General features: G+C 55.9%; 17 protein-coding genes. 9 read left to right on the top strand and 8 right to left on the bottom strand.

Annotation, left to right across the window (positions count from 1 at the left end):
- Positions 1-21: 21 nt before the first annotated feature.
- Positions 22-468 carry an RrF2 family transcriptional regulator gene (locus ACR0EO_RS17935; protein ID WP_480692104.1) on the top strand — a complete coding sequence of 149 codons (447 nt, stop codon included), beginning with the start codon at positions 22-24 and terminating at the stop codon, positions 466-468.
- A 2-nt stretch (positions 469-470) separates the two neighbouring features.
- On the opposite strand, the gene ACR0EO_RS17940 is transcribed toward ACR0EO_RS17935, so the two are convergent.
- Both ACR0EO_RS17940 and ACR0EO_RS17945 read right to left on the bottom strand, forming a co-directional pair.
- Entirely contained in the window at positions 471-2999 is a 2529-nt protein-coding gene (locus tag ACR0EO_RS17940; protein WP_480692106.1) for an ABC transporter permease, read from the bottom strand.
- The gene (locus ACR0EO_RS17945) at positions 2996-3691 is read right to left on the bottom strand and encodes an ABC transporter ATP-binding protein (RefSeq protein ID WP_480692108.1); all 696 of its coding nucleotides are present in this window, start codon (positions 3689-3691) and stop codon (positions 2996-2998) included. Before ACR0EO_RS17945 ends, ACR0EO_RS17940 begins: the two co-directional genes overlap by 4 nt.
- Before the next feature lie 47 nt (positions 3692-3738).
- Between ACR0EO_RS17945 and ACR0EO_RS17950 the strand changes: the two genes are divergently transcribed.
- On the top strand, positions 3739-4377 hold the full coding sequence (locus ACR0EO_RS17950; protein ID WP_480692110.1) for an arylesterase: 639 nt from the start codon (positions 3739-3741) through the stop codon (positions 4375-4377).
- On the opposite strand, the gene ACR0EO_RS17955 is transcribed toward ACR0EO_RS17950, so the two are convergent.
- The 4 genes from ACR0EO_RS17955 to ettA all read right to left on the bottom strand — a co-directional run bounded on the left by ACR0EO_RS17955 (position 4378) and on the right by ettA (position 8823).
- Positions 4378-4938, bottom strand: a complete 561-nt coding sequence (locus ACR0EO_RS17955; RefSeq protein WP_480692112.1) for a L,D-transpeptidase — start codon at positions 4936-4938, stop codon at positions 4378-4380.
- 274 nt (positions 4939-5212) lie between these two features.
- Positions 5213-6286 carry a sulfotransferase domain-containing protein gene (locus tag ACR0EO_RS17960; protein ID WP_480692114.1) on the bottom strand — a complete coding sequence of 358 codons (1074 nt, stop codon included), beginning with the start codon at positions 6284-6286 and terminating at the stop codon, positions 5213-5215.
- A gap of 126 nt (positions 6287-6412) precedes the next feature.
- Complete coding sequence (locus ACR0EO_RS17965; RefSeq protein ID WP_480692116.1) at positions 6413-7159, bottom strand: hypothetical protein; 747 nt, start codon at positions 7157-7159, stop codon at positions 6413-6415.
- Positions 7156-8823, bottom strand: coding sequence for an energy-dependent translational throttle protein EttA (gene ettA, locus ACR0EO_RS17970; RefSeq protein WP_480692118.1), 1668 nt, complete (start codon positions 8821-8823; stop codon positions 7156-7158). Before ettA ends, ACR0EO_RS17965 begins: the two co-directional genes overlap by 4 nt.
- Before the next feature lie 440 nt (positions 8824-9263).
- On the opposite strand from ettA, the gene ACR0EO_RS17975 reads away from it, so the two are divergent.
- From ACR0EO_RS17975 to dacB, 3 genes are all read left to right on the top strand, one after another.
- Entirely contained in the window at positions 9264-9731 is a 468-nt protein-coding gene (locus tag ACR0EO_RS17975; RefSeq protein WP_480692120.1) for an MOSC domain-containing protein, read from the top strand.
- 32 nt (positions 9732-9763) lie between these two features.
- Positions 9764-10384, top strand: a complete 621-nt coding sequence (locus tag ACR0EO_RS17980) for a nicotinate-nucleotide adenylyltransferase (protein WP_480692122.1) — start codon at positions 9764-9766, stop codon at positions 10382-10384.
- Positions 10385-10449: 65 nt separating this feature from the next.
- A complete protein-coding gene (dacB, locus tag ACR0EO_RS17985; protein WP_480692124.1) occupies positions 10450-11928 on the top strand; it encodes a D-alanyl-D-alanine carboxypeptidase/D-alanyl-D-alanine endopeptidase in 1479 nt (492 codons plus the stop codon).
- Between the two features lie 2 nt (positions 11929-11930).
- Here the strand turns inward: dacB and ACR0EO_RS17990 are convergent, their stop codons facing one another.
- Both ACR0EO_RS17990 and ACR0EO_RS17995 read right to left on the bottom strand, forming a co-directional pair.
- Complete coding sequence (locus ACR0EO_RS17990; RefSeq protein ID WP_170488914.1) at positions 11931-12353, bottom strand: tellurite resistance TerB family protein; 423 nt, start codon at positions 12351-12353, stop codon at positions 11931-11933.
- An 81-nt stretch (positions 12354-12434) separates the two neighbouring features.
- Positions 12435-12902, bottom strand: coding sequence for an Lrp/AsnC family transcriptional regulator (locus ACR0EO_RS17995; protein WP_480692126.1), 468 nt, complete (start codon positions 12900-12902; stop codon positions 12435-12437).
- A gap of 109 nt (positions 12903-13011) precedes the next feature.
- On the opposite strand from ACR0EO_RS17995, the gene phhA reads away from it, so the two are divergent.
- The 4 genes from phhA to ACR0EO_RS18015 all read left to right on the top strand — a co-directional run bounded on the left by phhA (position 13012) and on the right by ACR0EO_RS18015 (position 16320).
- Positions 13012-13812, top strand: coding sequence for a phenylalanine 4-monooxygenase (gene phhA, locus ACR0EO_RS18000; RefSeq protein WP_480692128.1), 801 nt, complete (start codon positions 13012-13014; stop codon positions 13810-13812).
- Between the two features lie 79 nt (positions 13813-13891).
- Positions 13892-14173: a 4a-hydroxytetrahydrobiopterin dehydratase gene (locus ACR0EO_RS18005; RefSeq protein ID WP_480692130.1), complete on the top strand. Its 282-nt coding sequence runs from the start codon at positions 13892-13894 to the stop codon at positions 14171-14173.
- A 121-nt stretch (positions 14174-14294) separates the two neighbouring features.
- Positions 14295-15869, top strand: coding sequence for a lysine--tRNA ligase (locus ACR0EO_RS18010; protein WP_480692132.1), 1575 nt, complete (start codon positions 14295-14297; stop codon positions 15867-15869).
- Positions 15870-15918: 49 nt separating this feature from the next.
- Positions 15919-16320, top strand: coding sequence for a DUF4864 domain-containing protein (locus ACR0EO_RS18015; RefSeq protein WP_480692134.1), 402 nt, complete (start codon positions 15919-15921; stop codon positions 16318-16320).
- Positions 16321-16452 lie beyond the last annotated feature (132 nt).

Below are 16452 nucleotides of genomic sequence, written 5' to 3' on the forward strand. Positions count from 1 at the left end.
CTTGAAATTTGGGAGGCCTAGATGCGGATTACCAAACGGACGAACATAGCAGTGCGCCTGCTGATGTATTGCGCAGCGCACCAGGATCGGCTGGTGACAAAGGCCGAAATTGCGGATGTGTGTAACATCTCGGAAAACCATCTTGCGCAAGTAATTAATCAACTGAGCCAGCTGAACTACCTCAGCACACAGCGCGGTCGCAACGGCGGTATGTCGTTGGCGCGCCCGGCCGATCAAATTCGCATCGGTTCCGTGTTTCGACATGTCGAAGGCGGCCTGCCCATTGCAGAATGCTTTGCCGATGCCGACAACACGTGCCCGCTGACGGATGCGTGCCGTCTAAGGTTGGCTCTGCAAGACGCGGCAGAAGTGTTTTATGCCTCGCTGGACGAGATCACCTTGGATGCACTGGTCTGCGACAACGATCAGTTGCTGCAGATACTTCAACCCGTCGCCTGCGTGCGCTGAGTTTAATCGCTGGCCCGCAGGATGCGGGCCGGACGAACCGCCAGGGGGCGCAAAGCAAAAAACAGACCGGCGCCAAGTGTTACAAGGATGCCGGCCAGAATTATGCCAAGGGCGGATGACCAGATGACGGAAAAGCTGGTGTCGAAGATATAAGTTGCTACGGCCCAACCGCCTAAAATTCCGGTCAGCAAGGCAACAATGCCTGCCGCTGCGCCCAACAACACAGCGCGCAAGGCAAAGCTAACAAGTATCCGACGCCGATCAGCACCAAGCGTTTTGAGAATTGCAGCTTCGTATCGACGGGCAGGTTCGCCCGCGGCGGCGGCTCCGATCAGCACCAGAAATCCGGTGAGTAGGGAAACGCCAGCCCCGTAAGATGTTGCCGCTGCAAGCCCGGCTAACAAACCTGAGACCCGGTCGATTGCGTCTCGGACCCGGATGCCGGTGATGTTGGGAAATTGCCCGGCCAGATCGCGTAGAATGGCAGCTTCGGCTTGCTCTTCTGCATAAACTGTTGCGATGAAACTGTGTGGGGCGCCGGCCAGCGCGGACGGGTTCATCGACATGATGAATCCTATTCCTGCAGTTGAGAAATCGACCTCGCGCAGAGATGTGACTTCGGCCGCTATGTCCCTGCCCAGAATGTTGATGGTCAATTCGTCGCCTAGGGAAAGACCCATTTCTTCTGCTTCGGTCGCCGCAAAGCTGACTTGTGGAGTGCCAGAGTAATCCTGGGCCCACCATTCACCGGCAGTTATCCGGGCATTTTCCGGAGGAAGGGTCGAGTATGTGATGCCCCGATCTCCATCAAGTACCCAGTGGTTTCCCGCAACTTCACGAGCAGGTTGGCCGTTGATCTGGGTGATAATCCCACGCAACATTGGTGCGCTTTCGATCCGGCTGACGGCGGGATCATTTTCCAGCCTTTCGGTAAAGCCTGGCATCTGGTCTTTCTGGATGTCGACGAAGAAATATGACGGCGCCACATCCGGCAGGTTGCCTGAAATCGCGTTTCGGAGGGTGCCGTCGATCTGTCCGACGGCCGCCAGTACAGAAAGACCCAGACCAAGGGACAAAACGACTGAGGCCGCTCCTTCACGCGGGTCAGAAATCGCTGACAGCGCCCAACGTAAGGCCGGACGACCACGGGTCGGCGATGTGCTTAGGTGGGCCAATTTGCGAACGACGAATGCGGATAAAGACAGCAGTAAAAGCGCGCCCACCAAGCCTCCGCTGGTCCACAGAGTCAGGCGGATTGAACCACTAAACCAGGCAGCAGCTGTGACCAACAGAACAAGACCAATGCCCGTCGCAACGACAAACACCGGGCGGGGAATCGCACGGGCTGAAGACAGCGCATCTCGGAATAGGGTAGCCGCACGAACCTCTTCGGTTCGGGCAAGGGGCCAGAGGGTAAACAGGAAGGCCGTCAGAAGACCGTAAAGCGCAGCTTCGGCCAAGGGCTGAGTATAGAGAGAGAACACTGCAGGGACTGGCAGGCGAGCCTCAATCAAAGGGGCAAGTAAAAGGGGGAGCAGCCCACCTAATGCAATTCCCAGCGCAATTCCGATCGTTGAAAGAACGCCGATCTGTATCATGTAAGTCTGAAAGATCGTCGTTCGGTCGGCTCCGAGGGTTCGCAATGTCGCAATGGATTCAGTCTTTTGGACTAAGTAGGCACGGACGGCGGCTGAAACACCAATACCTCCAACCGCCAGGCCGGACAGTCCAACCAAAACGAGAAAGGCGCTCAGGCGGGTGACGAATTCTGCAATACCAGGCGCACCATTGCGGGCGTCCGTCCAACGCATTCCGGTGCCTTCAAAGCTTTGACTAGCCTCTGTCGACAGTTGTTCCAGGTTAGCTCCGCTCGGCAAATCCAACCTGTATTTCGTTGAAAACAGCGTTCCAGGTGCGAGCAGGCCCGAATTCTGCAAATCCTCTGTTCGAACCAAAGTGCGCGGCCCCAATCCGAACCCGTCCGCTGCGCCGTCTGGTTCGTGAACCAAGGCGGCAGTCAAAACAAACTGCTGCGACCCAAGTGCAAAGCTATCTCCTATGGACAGGCCCAGCCGGTCGATAAGCGATGGGTCCATGACTGCGCCGGGCAAGCTTTGATCGCCAGCGAACGCGGTGGACAGGGTTTGCTCAGGCTCCAACTTCGCCGCCCCTAAAAGAGGATAGGAGGCATCCACGGATTTCACTTGAGTCAATGCTCGCTGGGTTTCGCCGTCCTGATTAACAACAGCCATCGAGCGAAAGTCGACAACCTCTGATACATCGGTCGCGGTCTGCTCCATCCACGCGCGTTCATTGTCGGAGGCGAAACGGTAGGTGAACTCCAACTGCGCGTCACCGCCTAGCAAAGATGCACCTTCCTGCGTCAGACCAGTTTGGATTGCGTGCCGGACCGACCCGACTGCAGCGATGGCCGCCACACCGAGTGCCAAGCAGGCCAAGAAGACACGAAACCCTCGTAGTCCCCCGCGCAACTCTCGTCGAGCCAGTCGCCCGGCCAGCTTCAGAGTCATTCTGCTGCCTCTTGCCGCGTGTCTTCCGAAAGGCGCCCGTCACGCAGCCGGACCACACGATCGCATTTTTCAGCAAGGCTGTGGCTATGAGTCACCAAAATAAGGGTGGCCCCATGCCTTTCGCGCAAACCAAACAGCAAATCGACAATGGCTGCTCCGGTTGTTTGGTCCAGGTTCCCGGTTGGTTCATCCGCCAAGAGGATTTGAGGACGCGGGGCCGATGCCCGAGCCAGAGCCACACGCTGTTGCTCGCCACCCGACATTTGTGCCGGGTAGTGGTCGCGTCGATGCGACAGCCCGACGGAGTCAAGTTCTGCAGCTGCGCGATCGAACGCATCCTTGTGCCCTGCCAGTTCAAGAGGTGTGGCAACGTTCTCTAACGCCGTCATGGTCGGGATCAGGTGAAAGTTTTGGAACACCACTCCCATCGTATTGCGTCGGAACCTTGCCAGGGCATCTTCGTCCATGTCGGTCAAATCGTGACCAAGGGCGTTGATCGTGCCTCCGGTTGCCTGCTCAAGGCCGCCCATCAGCATCAGTAGCGAGGACTTACCTGACCCAGAAGGCCCAATGAGGCCTAACGTTTCACCTTTCGCCACGTCGAGAGAGATGTCATGCAGGATATCCACCCGCCCGGCATTGCCATCCAGCGACAAAGCGGCATTTTGAAGTGAAAGAACAGGTGAGGTCATAGGTCTTTCCAAGCGGGGACAGTCAATTGGGATATGGAGCGGTTCAGATGTTGCGCAAGGCTTTGATGTTGGTGCCGTTTGTGTTTTGCGGTTTTGCTGCCACAGCCGAGCAGGTCGTTATTGCCGCTTTAGGTGATTCTCTGACGCAGGGCTATGGGTTGCCTGAACAAGACGGGTTTGTACCGCAGCTCGACCGTTGGTTAAAGGCGCAGGGCGCAGACGTTCGTCTGATCAACGCTGGGGTGTCAGGGGACACCACCGCTGGAGGCGCTGCCCGCGTGGATTGGACTCTGACGCCAGACGTGGATGGATTGATCGTTACACTTGGGGGCAACGATCTGCTGCGCGGTATCGACCCAGCCGTGTCGCGTGCCAATCTGGAGCAAATCATGAAGTCCGCTGCTACGTCTGAAATCGACGTGTTGCTGGTTGGTATGCAGGCACCGGGAAATTATGGGCCTGCGTACAAGACGGCATTTGATGCGATTTATCCCGACTTGGCCGAATTGTACCAAAGCGGCTACGCGCCCAGCTTTTTCGCCGGGTTAAATGCCGAGGGCGACCCGGATGCGGTGCGAAATTACATGCAACCCGATGGCATCCACCCAAATGCAAAGGGTGTTGCACTGATCGTCGAGGGCCTTGGACCCCATGTGCTGGAGTTGGTCGAGGCGACCAAAAAGTAGTCAGACAACTGTAACGACAGTTCCAATCGGTACCCGTTCGTAGAGATCGATAACATGCGCGTTCAGCATGCGGATACACCCGTTGGAGGCCGCGTGTCCGATGGTTTGAGGCTGCGTAGTGCCGTGAATGCGGAAATATGTGTCGATACCATTCTGGAATAGATAGAGCGCCCGCGCGCCCAGCGGATTGTCGTTGCCACCAGGCTGCACGTAATCGTTGTCTTTGAACCGAGCATAGGTGACAGGCTCGCGTTCAATCATCTCGTCGGTCGGCCGCCAGGTTGGCCACTCTTTCTTTACGTCGATCGTGGCGGTGCCTGTGAACTCCAGCCCTGCTTTACCTACTCCGCAGCCATAGCGGATTGCCTTGCGAGGTTCCGTGACGAAATAGAGGTAAAAAGATCGCGGCACCACTAGCAGCTGCCCCGGTTGGAACTGCTTCTTGACCCGAACAAACTGCGGAGTTGGATCGTATTCGACGGCTTTTTTCTTTGCCATCGCAACGCTGGGCACAACACTTGCTGCGGCAGTCGCTGTCAGAAACGTTCGGCGTGTGAACATGGCGGCTCTCTTTAAAAAAACTGAAAAATCGTTCCCATAGTGTCGGAATGATAACCGATCCGGTCAATTGCCGACGGAATGTAACCCGATTGTGATGTAATCGTTGCGCCACACCCCCAATATTGGATGTGGGTGTATACTGACTTTTATTGTTGCGGTCCGCGAGGTTGCCGCCCGCTTGAACAGAAATCGAGAAAACGCATCAGAGTTTTCAGGGCAAAATAGACTCACTTTTGAGCCAAATAAGATGATCAGTCAGACTGGTTGAGCCAGCCTATTTAAACCCCCAAGTGTCCAGGGTGTCTTTGAACCGTTCAGTCAGAAACTCTGCCGTTTCGGGTTTCAGCTCATGTTGCCATTGCCCACTTTTCCCGGATCTTTTGTGCTCCATCACGGTGTCGCCTTTGCGGACTGGGCTGGCTGACTGCGCAAGGTTTTCAATGACCTCTTGTGGAAGATCAATTTCGAGATATTCCGCGATCCTATTCAGAAACTGTTCCGTTTCGGTCGCAAACTCGTCGTACCGTAAAACAAGTGCAGACTCGGCGGACTTGGAAAGCCGATTAAATCCTTCAAACCGTCCAAGTATTTCGGTGGACTTTCGCGTTACAAATGCGTCGATCCCGCCTTCCAACAGACGTTCTCGCCACTTACGGAATCTTTCACGTTCCCCGGCATGTAGAGGTTCGGGATGAGTGTATGCGAACGAAAAAAACATGGATACGAGCACATCTCTGGGATCCCTAAAGAAGAAGATGTGCTTGAAACGCTCGCGCCCCGGGAAATCTATTGGGCGACGAATGGGGCCATATATCTCACCAAACTGAGAAAATAGCGCATCGTAGTGGCGGATCATGAACTGCTGATCTGTAACGTTGGACTGGTCGACTTCATCGCCCAGTTCCCAATACGCACCTTCGTAGTTCATATTTGAATACGGGCTCTGGGCATCAAGATTGTCCAGTAGCGCAGTGACAAAAGTTGAAGCGCATTTGTGCGTGGTGAAAAACAGAACCGATTGCAGATCTTCAGGTCGAGAATTGGCTTCACGGACTCTTTGCTTGGCCGCGGCGAAGTCTTCAAAGGTCTCAGTTTCGCTTGATGTTTCGACCGCTTGGCCCTCTTCAGCCGGTGGTTGTTCGCTTTCGGCTGGAGACTCTGCTGCCGCCTCATTTTCCAAAGCTTCAACGATAGGCGTTTCGGGCTTTGGTGCTTCGACTTCCAGAGCGTTGATGGTCGTGTTTTCAACGACAGATTCTTCGGGTTCGATAGGCTGAGTGGGGGCGGGCGCCGTTTTGCTGCCGTCGTCTTTTCGATGAGGGCGAAACAATTTCAGAAACTTTTTCATTTTACAGATTTCGATCCACTCGACGCCGCAACCAAGCGGTGCCCGACATAATTTACATTTCTACCCCGCCGGACGACTGGCGCATGATTAACGTCCACAGACATGCACCGGTTTGCCTGAACGCGGTCACTCGGCAATTGGCAGCTTATCCACGATCTTGCGGTATTTTGACGACGCCATAAAGCACTTTGGCAACTGTGCGACCACTTCGTCGATCGGATCGTATACCCGGTCCGCTCCTTCTTTGAACTCTGCCGGAATCTCCTTTGGCATACGTTCGCGTCGCTCGGGTGGCGTGAATTTCAAACCGGTGAACCGAGAGATTGTGTTTTGGTAATCCCACAGCGCGTCATAGTGAACGCACAAAACGGGGATGTCCTCAAAGGTCACCCACTCTTTGATCTGGCGGGCTTGTTGCAGAACATCGCGTTCAAACAACTCATCGTACGTGCCGGTGGCATGCAGATGATAGAAGTGCTGGTTGATCCAGTCTTCGCCGTAACGCTCCTTTGCCGAATAAACCGAAAAGGTAGACTCTTTGGTTGGCCCGAAACAAAACACGACCCGAGTTTCCTTAGGCCAAGAGGACAAAGGCTGCGGGAAGTCGTGCGTTTTATACAAAAACGGGGCCTGAAACTTTGCGTCTTCCATGCGCGCGAGGAACAGAGCCTGACTTGCCGCCTTTGGGTCGACAGTTCTCAGTGCGTCCAACAGAGCGGTGTAGGTCATCGTACTGCCGGATCGGCCATTGCTTGCCACGATCACGCAGTGATCTGTTCTAAGCATTTGACGCATGCGCGTGCGCATGGGGGCCAGCACTTTTCGTGTGCTGCGCACCCACTTTTCCGCCCGCGTTTTCAATTTTCCGGTCATCGCGCGAACTTCTTGTGCTTCAACCGCTTGGGCTCAAGCGCATCCGGTCCGAGACGACGTTTTTTGTCTTCTTCATAATCTTCGAAGTTACCCTCGAACCACTCCACATGAGCGTCGCCCTCAAAGGCCAGAATATGCGTGCAAATCCGGTCAAGGAAGAAACGGTCGTGCGAGATGACTACGGCGCAGCCGGCGAAATCGACCAGGGCGTCTTCCAGCGCGCGTAGGGTTTCGACGTCCAGATCGTTGGTCGGTTCGTCGAGCAGCAGGACGTTGCCGCCTTCTTTCAGCAGGCGGGCCATGTGGACGCGGTTGCGTTCACCGCCTGACAGCAGAGAAACCTTCTTCTGCTGGTCGCCGCCCTTGAAGTTGAAGGAAGAGCAGTAGGCGCGGGAATTGACCTGCGCGTCGCCCAGCTGAATGATCTCGGCGCCGCCGGTGATCGCCTCCCAAACGGTGTCGTTGTCCTTGAGGTCGTCGCGGGATTGGTCAACGTAGGACAGCTCAACGGTATCGCCCAGCGTGATAGTTCCGCCGTCGGGCTGTTCCTGACCGGTGAGCATCTTGAACAGCGTCGATTTACCGGCACCGTTGGGGCCGATGACGCCGACAATGCCGCCGGGGGGCAGGGCGAAGTCGAGGTTCTCGATCAGTTGCTTGTCGCCCATGTGTTTCGACAGGCCCTCGACCTCGATCACCTTGCCGCCAAGGCGCTGGCCGTTGGGGATGACGATCTGGGCGCGGGTCAGTTTTTCGCGCTCGGACTGCTCGGCCAGTTCGTTATAGGCGTTGATCCGGGCCTTGGATTTAGCCTGGCGGGCCTTCTGACCCTGACGCATCCATTCCAATTCGCGCTGCAGCGTCTTCTGCTTGGACTTGTCCTCGCGGGCTTCCTGCTCCAGTCGCTTGGCCTTTTGCTCCAGCCATGCCGAGTAGTTGCCCTCGTAAGGAATGCCGCGGCCGCGGTCGAGTTCAAGAATCCAGCCGGTGATGTCGTCCAGGAAATAACGGTCGTGGGTGACGATCAGGATGGTGCCCTTGTAGTCGATAAGGTGCTGTTGCAGCCAGGCGATGGTCTCGGCGTCCAAGTGGTTGGTTGGTTCGTCGAGCAGCAGCATGTCGGGCGCTTCCAGCAGCAGCTTGCACAGCGCCACGCGGCGTTTCTCACCTCCCGAGAGGTTGGCGATGTTGGCGTCATCCGGCGGGCAGCGCAGCGCTTCCATCGAAACGTCGATCTGGCTGTCGAGATCCCAAAGGTTTTCCGCGTCGATCGCGTCCTGCAGGGTGGTCATCTCCTCCATCAGCTCGTCCGAGTAGTTCTCGGCAATCTCCATCGCGATCTCGTTGAACCGATCAACCTTGGCCTTTTTTGCGGCTACGCCCAGCATGACGTTTTCGCGGACGCTGAGGCTTTCATCCAGTTGCGGTTCCTGCGGCAGATAACCGACCTTGGCGCCTTCGGCGGCCCATGCTTCGCCGGTGAAGTCGGTGTCGAGGCCTGCCATGATCTTCATCAGTGTCGATTTACCTGCGCCGTTGACGCCGACAACACCGATCTTCACGCCGGGCAGAAAGCTCAGGTGGATGTTTTCAAAGCACTTCTTGCCACCGGGATAAGTCTTGGAGACACCCTGCATGTGGTAGACATATTGATAGGCGGCCATGTCGCGTCCTCTGGGTCGGGGAAATCAGGTTGGCCGGTGTGATAGCGGATGCGTTGGGCGGGGGCAATGGATAGGGAACTAAAGTAGGCAGTAGAAACGCACTCCAGTTTTGATAAGGAATAGCGTCAGATAGTTTAAGAGCATTGACGCGAAATCCTTGGGTTAAATCGACGGCGCCATAGTCACTGCGGGGCGCCTTTAATTTGTTGCGTGTCTAGTCCGAATACTAAAACTGGACAGCGAGACCGCGTAGGTGCATTCTCAAATCTATAGAGAACCGATCCGCCATCGGAGAATAGTGGGATTTCCTGCACCAGGGTCACAGAACAGTCCCGAAGATGTCGCGCATAGCGGGTTTTTGACCTATATTTAGGAGAGTGATGCTCGATGTCCTTTTGTCGTGGCCATTAATGTACGTACTTGGGGCGACAGCACCTTAAATGTCATTGGCTATTCTGATTGCTGGCTGGGCGCAGCCGGGGTGTATTGAATGGATTGGCTTACGCCCTGAGCGGCGCGCAAAGTTGCAGGCTGAAAACACAGTTTTGATCACCACTGACGGCCTCGAAGGCGATCGCGGTTGCGCGGGCCGGCGGGCTGTGACTTTGATCCAAAAAGAGCATTTGGCGGCGATTGGGTCGTATCTGGGGCAGGGGTCGGTTTCCCCCGAAATACTGCGCCGCAATCTGGTGGTTTCGGGGATCAATCTGGCGGCACTCAAGGGGCGCGAAGTACAGGTGGGCGAGGCCATTCTGCGCTTTTCCGTGATCTGCGCGCCGTGCAGTCGGATGGAGGAGGCGCTGGGCCAAGGCGGTTACTCCGCTGTTCGTGGACACGGTGGTTGGTGCGCAGAAGTTATTCAGCCCGGGCGGGTAAGGCTTGGAGATCCAGTGCAACCTGTTGATTGACAACGCCCCTCAGTTCTGAACAACAGCAAAGGATGTTGCGAAGCGCTATTCCATATGCGCGTCCCGGGCAGGTTATCGGGCTATTCGGCGGGTCCTTCGATCCGCCGCACCGGGGACACGTGCATGTCACGCTTGAAGCGATGAAGGCCTTTGGGCTGGATCGAGTGTGGTGGTTGGTTTCTCCGGGCAATCCGTTGAAAGAACGTGGTCCGGCTCCTTTGCAGCAAAGGGTCCAAGCGGCAAAAGCAGTGATGCAGCATCCGCGTGTTGAGGTCACGGATATCGAAGCGCTGACCGGTACACGAGCGACAGCCGATACTTTGGCCGCTTTGCAGCATTTGTATCCGCACGTGAAGTTCGTCTGGCTTATGGGCGCTGACAATCTGGCTCAGTTTCACCGCTGGAAGGATTGGCGTCAGATCATGGATAGTGTGCCGGTCGGCGTGGTTGCACGGCCCGGAGACCGCATATCTGCGCGCATGTCACCTGCGGCCAGGCTGTATGAGCATTATCGTATTGACGGGCAGGCGCGGCATTTGCTGGGCCGGTCAGAGGCGCCCGCTTGGTGTTTTGTCAACGTGCCCATGGTTGACGTGAGCTCGACCCAGATCCGAACGCGTGGTGACTGGTCTGAAGAGGTGTTGCCTGAATAGCCAAAGTCCGCGCATAATCCTTTTAACAGGTTGTTTGCTGGTGATCTCTGGGATTGTATTGGCCCATGCTTGATCGTTGTTCACGTCGCTTATTTCTTGCAGGGCTTGGCGCCTCGATTATGTCGGGTGCAGCTCTGGCCGATGCTCCATTGCAGTCTTTGCGCCCCCAGCTTCGGGGGGACTTGCCCGACGGAGCAGAGCGGCTGGTCCAAGCCGCTCGATTACGCGGGGAGGTTGTCTTTGCCGTCGCCGATGCCGAAACAGGTATTCCGTTAGAGGCGTTCGGAGGTGATCAAGGTCTTCCACCTGCGAGTGTCGCCAAAGCACTTACCGCTCTGTATGCCTTGGATGTTCTTGGGGCTGACTACCGTTTCGAAACCTCTTTGGTCGCAGACGGGCCGATAGAAAACGGCGTGTTGATGGGCGACCTTATCCTGGTTGGAGGCGGGGATCCGCTGTTGGATACTGACGATTTGGCGACTATGGCCGCAAATCTGCGCGAGGCTGGAGTCACCGAAGTACGTGGAGCTTTCAAGGTTTATGACGGTGCGTTACCCTATGTGTTCAGCATCGACCCAGGGCAGCCTGATCATTTGGGTTACAGCCCTTCAATCAGCGGCATCTCTCTCAACTTCAATCGTGTGCATTTCGAATGGAAACCTGATGGTGCCAGCTATGATGTGACTATGGACGCGCGCACGGCCCGCTATACTCCGTCCGTTGATATGGCGACCATGCGGGTCGAAAGTCGCAGTTTGCCGATCTACACCTATCAGCCAAGCGCTCGTCAGGACCGTTGGACCGTTGCCAAAGGCGCATTGGGAAAAGGCGGTGCACGATGGTTGCCGGTTCGAAAACCTGCGCTTTATGCGGGTGATGTGTTCCGGACACTGGCCCGTTCGAATGGGATAGTTCTGGGGCGCGTTCAGATTACAAGCCAAACGCCCCAAGGTCAGGTGCTGGTTGTGCATCAAAGTGATCCGTTGGACAGCATCCTGCGCGGGATGTTGAAGTACTCGACCAATCTGACTGCTGAGATGGTGGGGATGATGGCCTCGAAAGCTCGTGGTGCCGAGATGGAGAGCCTAGCCGATTCTGCCGCAGAAATGAATCGTTGGGCGTCCGAGACTTATGGGGTGAACGGGATTGCGATGGTGGACCACTCGGGTCTTGGCGATGCGTCCCGTATGGCGCCCGGCGATCTGGTTACTGCACTTGTTGCTGCTCGCAAGGCAGGGGCGCTGCGGCCTTTGCTGAAAAAGTTCACGCTTGCAGACAGCAAAGGGCGTCCCGTCAAAGATCATCCGATCAAGGTGGATGCCAAGACCGGAACTTTGAACTTTGTGTCGGGCCTCGGCGGGTTCATTACGACGCCCGGTGGTTCTGAGCTCGCTTTTGCGATTTTTACTGCTGATGTCGACCACCGAGCCACAATTCCGCGCGCCCTGCGAGAAAGACCGGACGGCGCGCGCAGCTGGAACAATAGATCCCGAAAGCTGCAACGCGCGTTGATCGAGCGCTGGGGGACGTTGGCCGGTAGCTAGGATTAGGTTGTGTGGCGCGCCCGTGCCCCACGCTCAATGGCGGCTGCGTGCAGACGGTCGATGTTCAGTTCGTACCGGATCTCTTCCAACAGGCGCAGCTCGGTTTCTGCCAGCGACCCATCCGCCGCGGCCACGTCGCAGGCCAGAGCATAGGCGGTTTCATTAAGGCGTTCGGGCAAGTTTTCGCGAATAAGGCCGAACAGGGCGTCCAGCCCGTCCTCTTGCTCGAACAGATCGAACACGGTTTGCGATACGCGACGGGTGCGGTCGATATCGTATTCGGCAAAAACTGGCAGCATGTTGACTGCGCCTTCGATTTTAACCAGCTCGGCTGTACGGATGGTTTCATCCGATGCAGAGACCGCAACCATGATCGCGACAAGGCAATCCTGTGGGGACATCGGGTGGGGTACTTGTTCGGTCATGGTGTCGTCCTGATTGGGCTTTTCTGCGCTCGCACGATAGGAGGGCTGGCGCGCAGGTTCAACGAAATTTGCCGGAATGGCCTACAGAATGGGTAGTGGCCCCCGTGTTTTGTTCTGACGCAATACGAAATTGCTGCGCGTATCGCGAACCAGACCCGACTTGAGCAACCGTTGCATAATGAAGTGTTCGAGGTCCTCAGGTGTTTTTGCATAGACCTTGAGGATAAAGTCATGATCCCCGGTAATCGAAGCGCATTCGACTATCTGAGGTTCTGTTTCGACCAGCCGCAGGAACGAGGTGATGCTGTCCTCTTGATGATCGCGCAGGGCGACGTGGACATACGCGATGGCGTCCAGTCCTACAGATTTGGCACGCACCTGAGCTGTGTATCCGGACACTACGCCAGAGGCTTCCATATCGCGCACACGCCGCCAGCATTGCGACGAAGACAAGCCTGTACGGTCTGCAAGCTCTTGCATCGACAAGCGCCCGTCTACTTGCAGCTCTTGCAGGATGGCAATATCAGCCGGTTGAAGTGTTTGTTTCATAAATTTCTATCTTTCGGCATATATTTGCCAAAATACCTTTAAATCTCAAACGCTCCAAACAAAAACATTCATGCGGCGTGGCTATACTTTTCCTGAGGAGGAAAACTAGATGCCAAAGTCGACCAAATACGTCGCCAAGGTGGCCGATACACAGGGTCATATCGCCTATACAGCCGAGGAAGATGCGGTCTGGGCCGATCTCTACGCCGCTCAGGAAAAGAATGTTCAGCAATATATGGCCCGAGATTATCTTAAAGGGCTAGAGCGTTTGGAATTGCCCAAAACGCGGGTGCCATCCTGTGCGGATATTTCTGAGCGTCTATTGGATATGACCGGTTGGCGGGTACAGCCTGTGCCTGCGCTGATCGGATTCAAAACCTTCTTTGGCATGCTGGCGGACAGGGTATTCCCTGCCGCGTCGTTTATCCGGTCGCGCGAAGATTTCGATTACATCGAAGAGCCGGATATCTTCCACGAGATTTTCGGTCACACACCTTTGTTGAGTGACCCACGTTTCGCGGCCTTCAGCCAGGCCATCGGTAAAGCGGGGGTAAGGGCAAGTGACAAAGACTACGCCTGGCTGATCCGGCTCTATTGGTTCTCGATCGAATTTGGTCTGCGACGTCAGGACGGGCAGATAAAGGCGTTGGGTTCAGGCCTCGCGTCTTCGCCAACCGAACTTGTCTATGCGGTAGAGAGCGATATCCCAGACCGTGACCCCTTTGATGTAATGACAATCCTGCGCACGCCTTATCGGATCGACATGCACCAGATGGGCTATTTCGTGCTAAACTCACCCGAGGAATTGTTTGCAGCCGCTGATCGCGATCTGTTGGCGGATGTGCGTCAGGCACAGTCTTTGGGATTGTTGCCCAACAAGTTCCCGGCAAAAGCAACCGCAGCGGAGTAAACGGACAATGACCACATCAGGACAAACCTGCAGCCTATCCGATCGAACCTGTGTACCCTGTTCCGGAGGCGTCCCGGCATTGACCAGGGACGAAGCCAACACGCACATGGCCGAACTTTCATCAGACTGGAAGCTGGATGCAGATGCCAAGGAACTGAGCCGTCACTACAAGTTTAAAGGGTTTGCCAAGGCAACTTATCTGGCCAACCTTTGCGCTTGGCTTGCCGATCAGCAGGGACATCACCCGGATGTCTCGTTTGGTTGGGGCTATGTAGACGTCAAACTAACCACTCACGAAATCGGTGGACTCAGCGAGAATGACTTTATCTGGGCGGCCAAACTGGATCAATTGACCGCGTAAAACAGCATCTCCGTCAGGAAAAACCCCGCAGTTTATTGACTCATGCTGCACCGGCACAATAGGAGGGGCCGGTCGGTTGCAAAGGGCGACCGGCGCTGTTTTTCCCGATGGAGCTAATCTGATGTCTGAACTGCGTGAAACCGCGATGTCGTCCAAGGCCTGGCCTTTTGAAGAGGCGCGCCGGTTGCTCAAACGCTATCAGAAAGGCGCTCCGGAAAAGGGGTACGTGCTTTTTGAGACTGGCTACGGACCTTCGGGACTGCCGCATATCGGTACCTTTGGCGAGGTCGCACGGACCACGATGGTCAAGCGCGCGTTTGAGGCTCTGTCGGACATCCCCACCAAGCTGATCTGTTTCTCAGACGATTTGGACGGGATGCGGAAAGTGCCGACCAATGTGCCGAACCCGGAAGCGCTGCAGGAATATCTGCAATGCCCGCTTACCTCAGTGCCTGACCCGTTTGGCACACATGACAGCTTTGGTGAGCATAATAACGCCATGCTGCGCCGGTTCCTCGACACCTTCGGGTTCGAGTATGAGTTCTATTCGGCGCGTGAGTTTTACCGCTCAGGTCAGTTTGACGAGATCCTCAAGCGTGCCGTTGAGAAGTATGACGACGTGATGGCCATTATGCTGAAAAGCCTGCGGGAAGAACGTCAGCAGACTTATTCAATCTTCCTGCCTATCCACCCCGAGACCGGGCGGGTTCTGTATGTGCCGATGAAGAAGGTTTGCGCCGAGACCTACACGGTCACGTTCGATGACGAGGACGGTAAGGAATGGACGCTGCCCGTGACCGGCGGCAACGTGAAACTGCAGTGGAAGCCGGATTTCGGCGCGCGCTGGGCTGCGCTGGGCGTTGATTTTGAGATGTATGGCAAGGAGCACGCGACGAACGAAAAGATCTATGACGCGATCTGCCGTGCGCTGGGCGGCCGCGCCCCAGAGCATTTCTCGTATGAGCTGTTCCTTGACGAGAATGGGCAGAAGATCTCGAAGTCGTCCGGCAACGGTGTATCGATCGACGAGTGGTTGACCTACGCGCCCACCGAGTCTTTGGCCTACTTCATGTACCAGAAGCCCAAGACTGCCAAACGGATGCATTTCGACGTGATCCCGAAGGCGTATGACGAGTATCACCAGCAGCTGCGGGCCTATCCTGGGCAGGATCTGAAAGCTCAGTTGAACAACCCGGTATGGCACATTCATGGTGGTGATGTACCGAAGTCCACGCTGATTGTTCCGTTTGCGATGCTGCTGAACCTGGCATCTGTATCCGGAGCAGAGGACAAAGAGGCGCTTTGGGGCTTTATCCGTCGCTATGCGCCGGAAGCCACAGCAAAAACGCATCCTGACTTGGATCAGGCGGCGGGTTTCGCGGTGCGCTATTTCAACGATTTCGTGAAGCCGGAACGTAAGCACCGCGCCCCAACAGATCAAGAGCGTGAAGCCCTTGAAGCGTTGAAAGCCGCACTTGAGGCTTATGATGGTCCGATTGACGACGAGGCCCTGCAATCAGTCGTTTACTCCATCGGCCGTGAGCGTTTTGACCCGATGCGCGGCTGGTTTACTGCGCTATACGAAGTGCTGCTGGGGGCGTCGCAAGGCCCGCGTTTTGGCGGTTTCATCGCGCTATACGGTGTACCTGAAACTGTTGCTCTGATTGACAAAGCTCTGAACGGAGAGCTGGTCTGATTTGACCCGGCAACGCGCGGGGCTACTCTTCTGAATAGGAGGTGGCCCCATGCGTCGTTTTTTGCTTTCTGTATCATTGAGTGTCGGCTTAGCTACGGGAGTTTTTGCCCAAAACGCTGAGATTGAGGCAAACATCAGGGCGCAGATACAGGCCTTTAAGGCTGATGACTTTGTCACTGCCTTTACTTTCGCCAGTCCCAATATTCAGCAGCTGTTCCAAAGCCCGGAAAACTTTGGCGCTATGGTCCGCAGAGGTTACCCGATGGTTTGGCGGCCTGCGGACATACGTTTTCTAGAGCTGCGCGATGTTGCTGGTTCCCTTTGGCAGAAGGTTATGATCACCGACGGCGATGGTCGGGTGCACATCCTCGACTATCAGATGGTTCCGCTTGAAAATGGCTGGAAGATCAATGGCGTGCAGTTGCTGGGAAACTCTGACCCGGCTGCCTGACGCAACACCACCGTTACGGTGATATGAGCGACGATTAATCCCTTTTCTCTACTCAGGTTTTTGCGCTCGGGGAGGACCCGGGCACTGGGTTTGTGCGCACGGCGGTTTGTCGCGGCGCGATTGGGAAAGGGA

This window comes from Ruegeria sp. BE9, assembly GCF_056538765.1.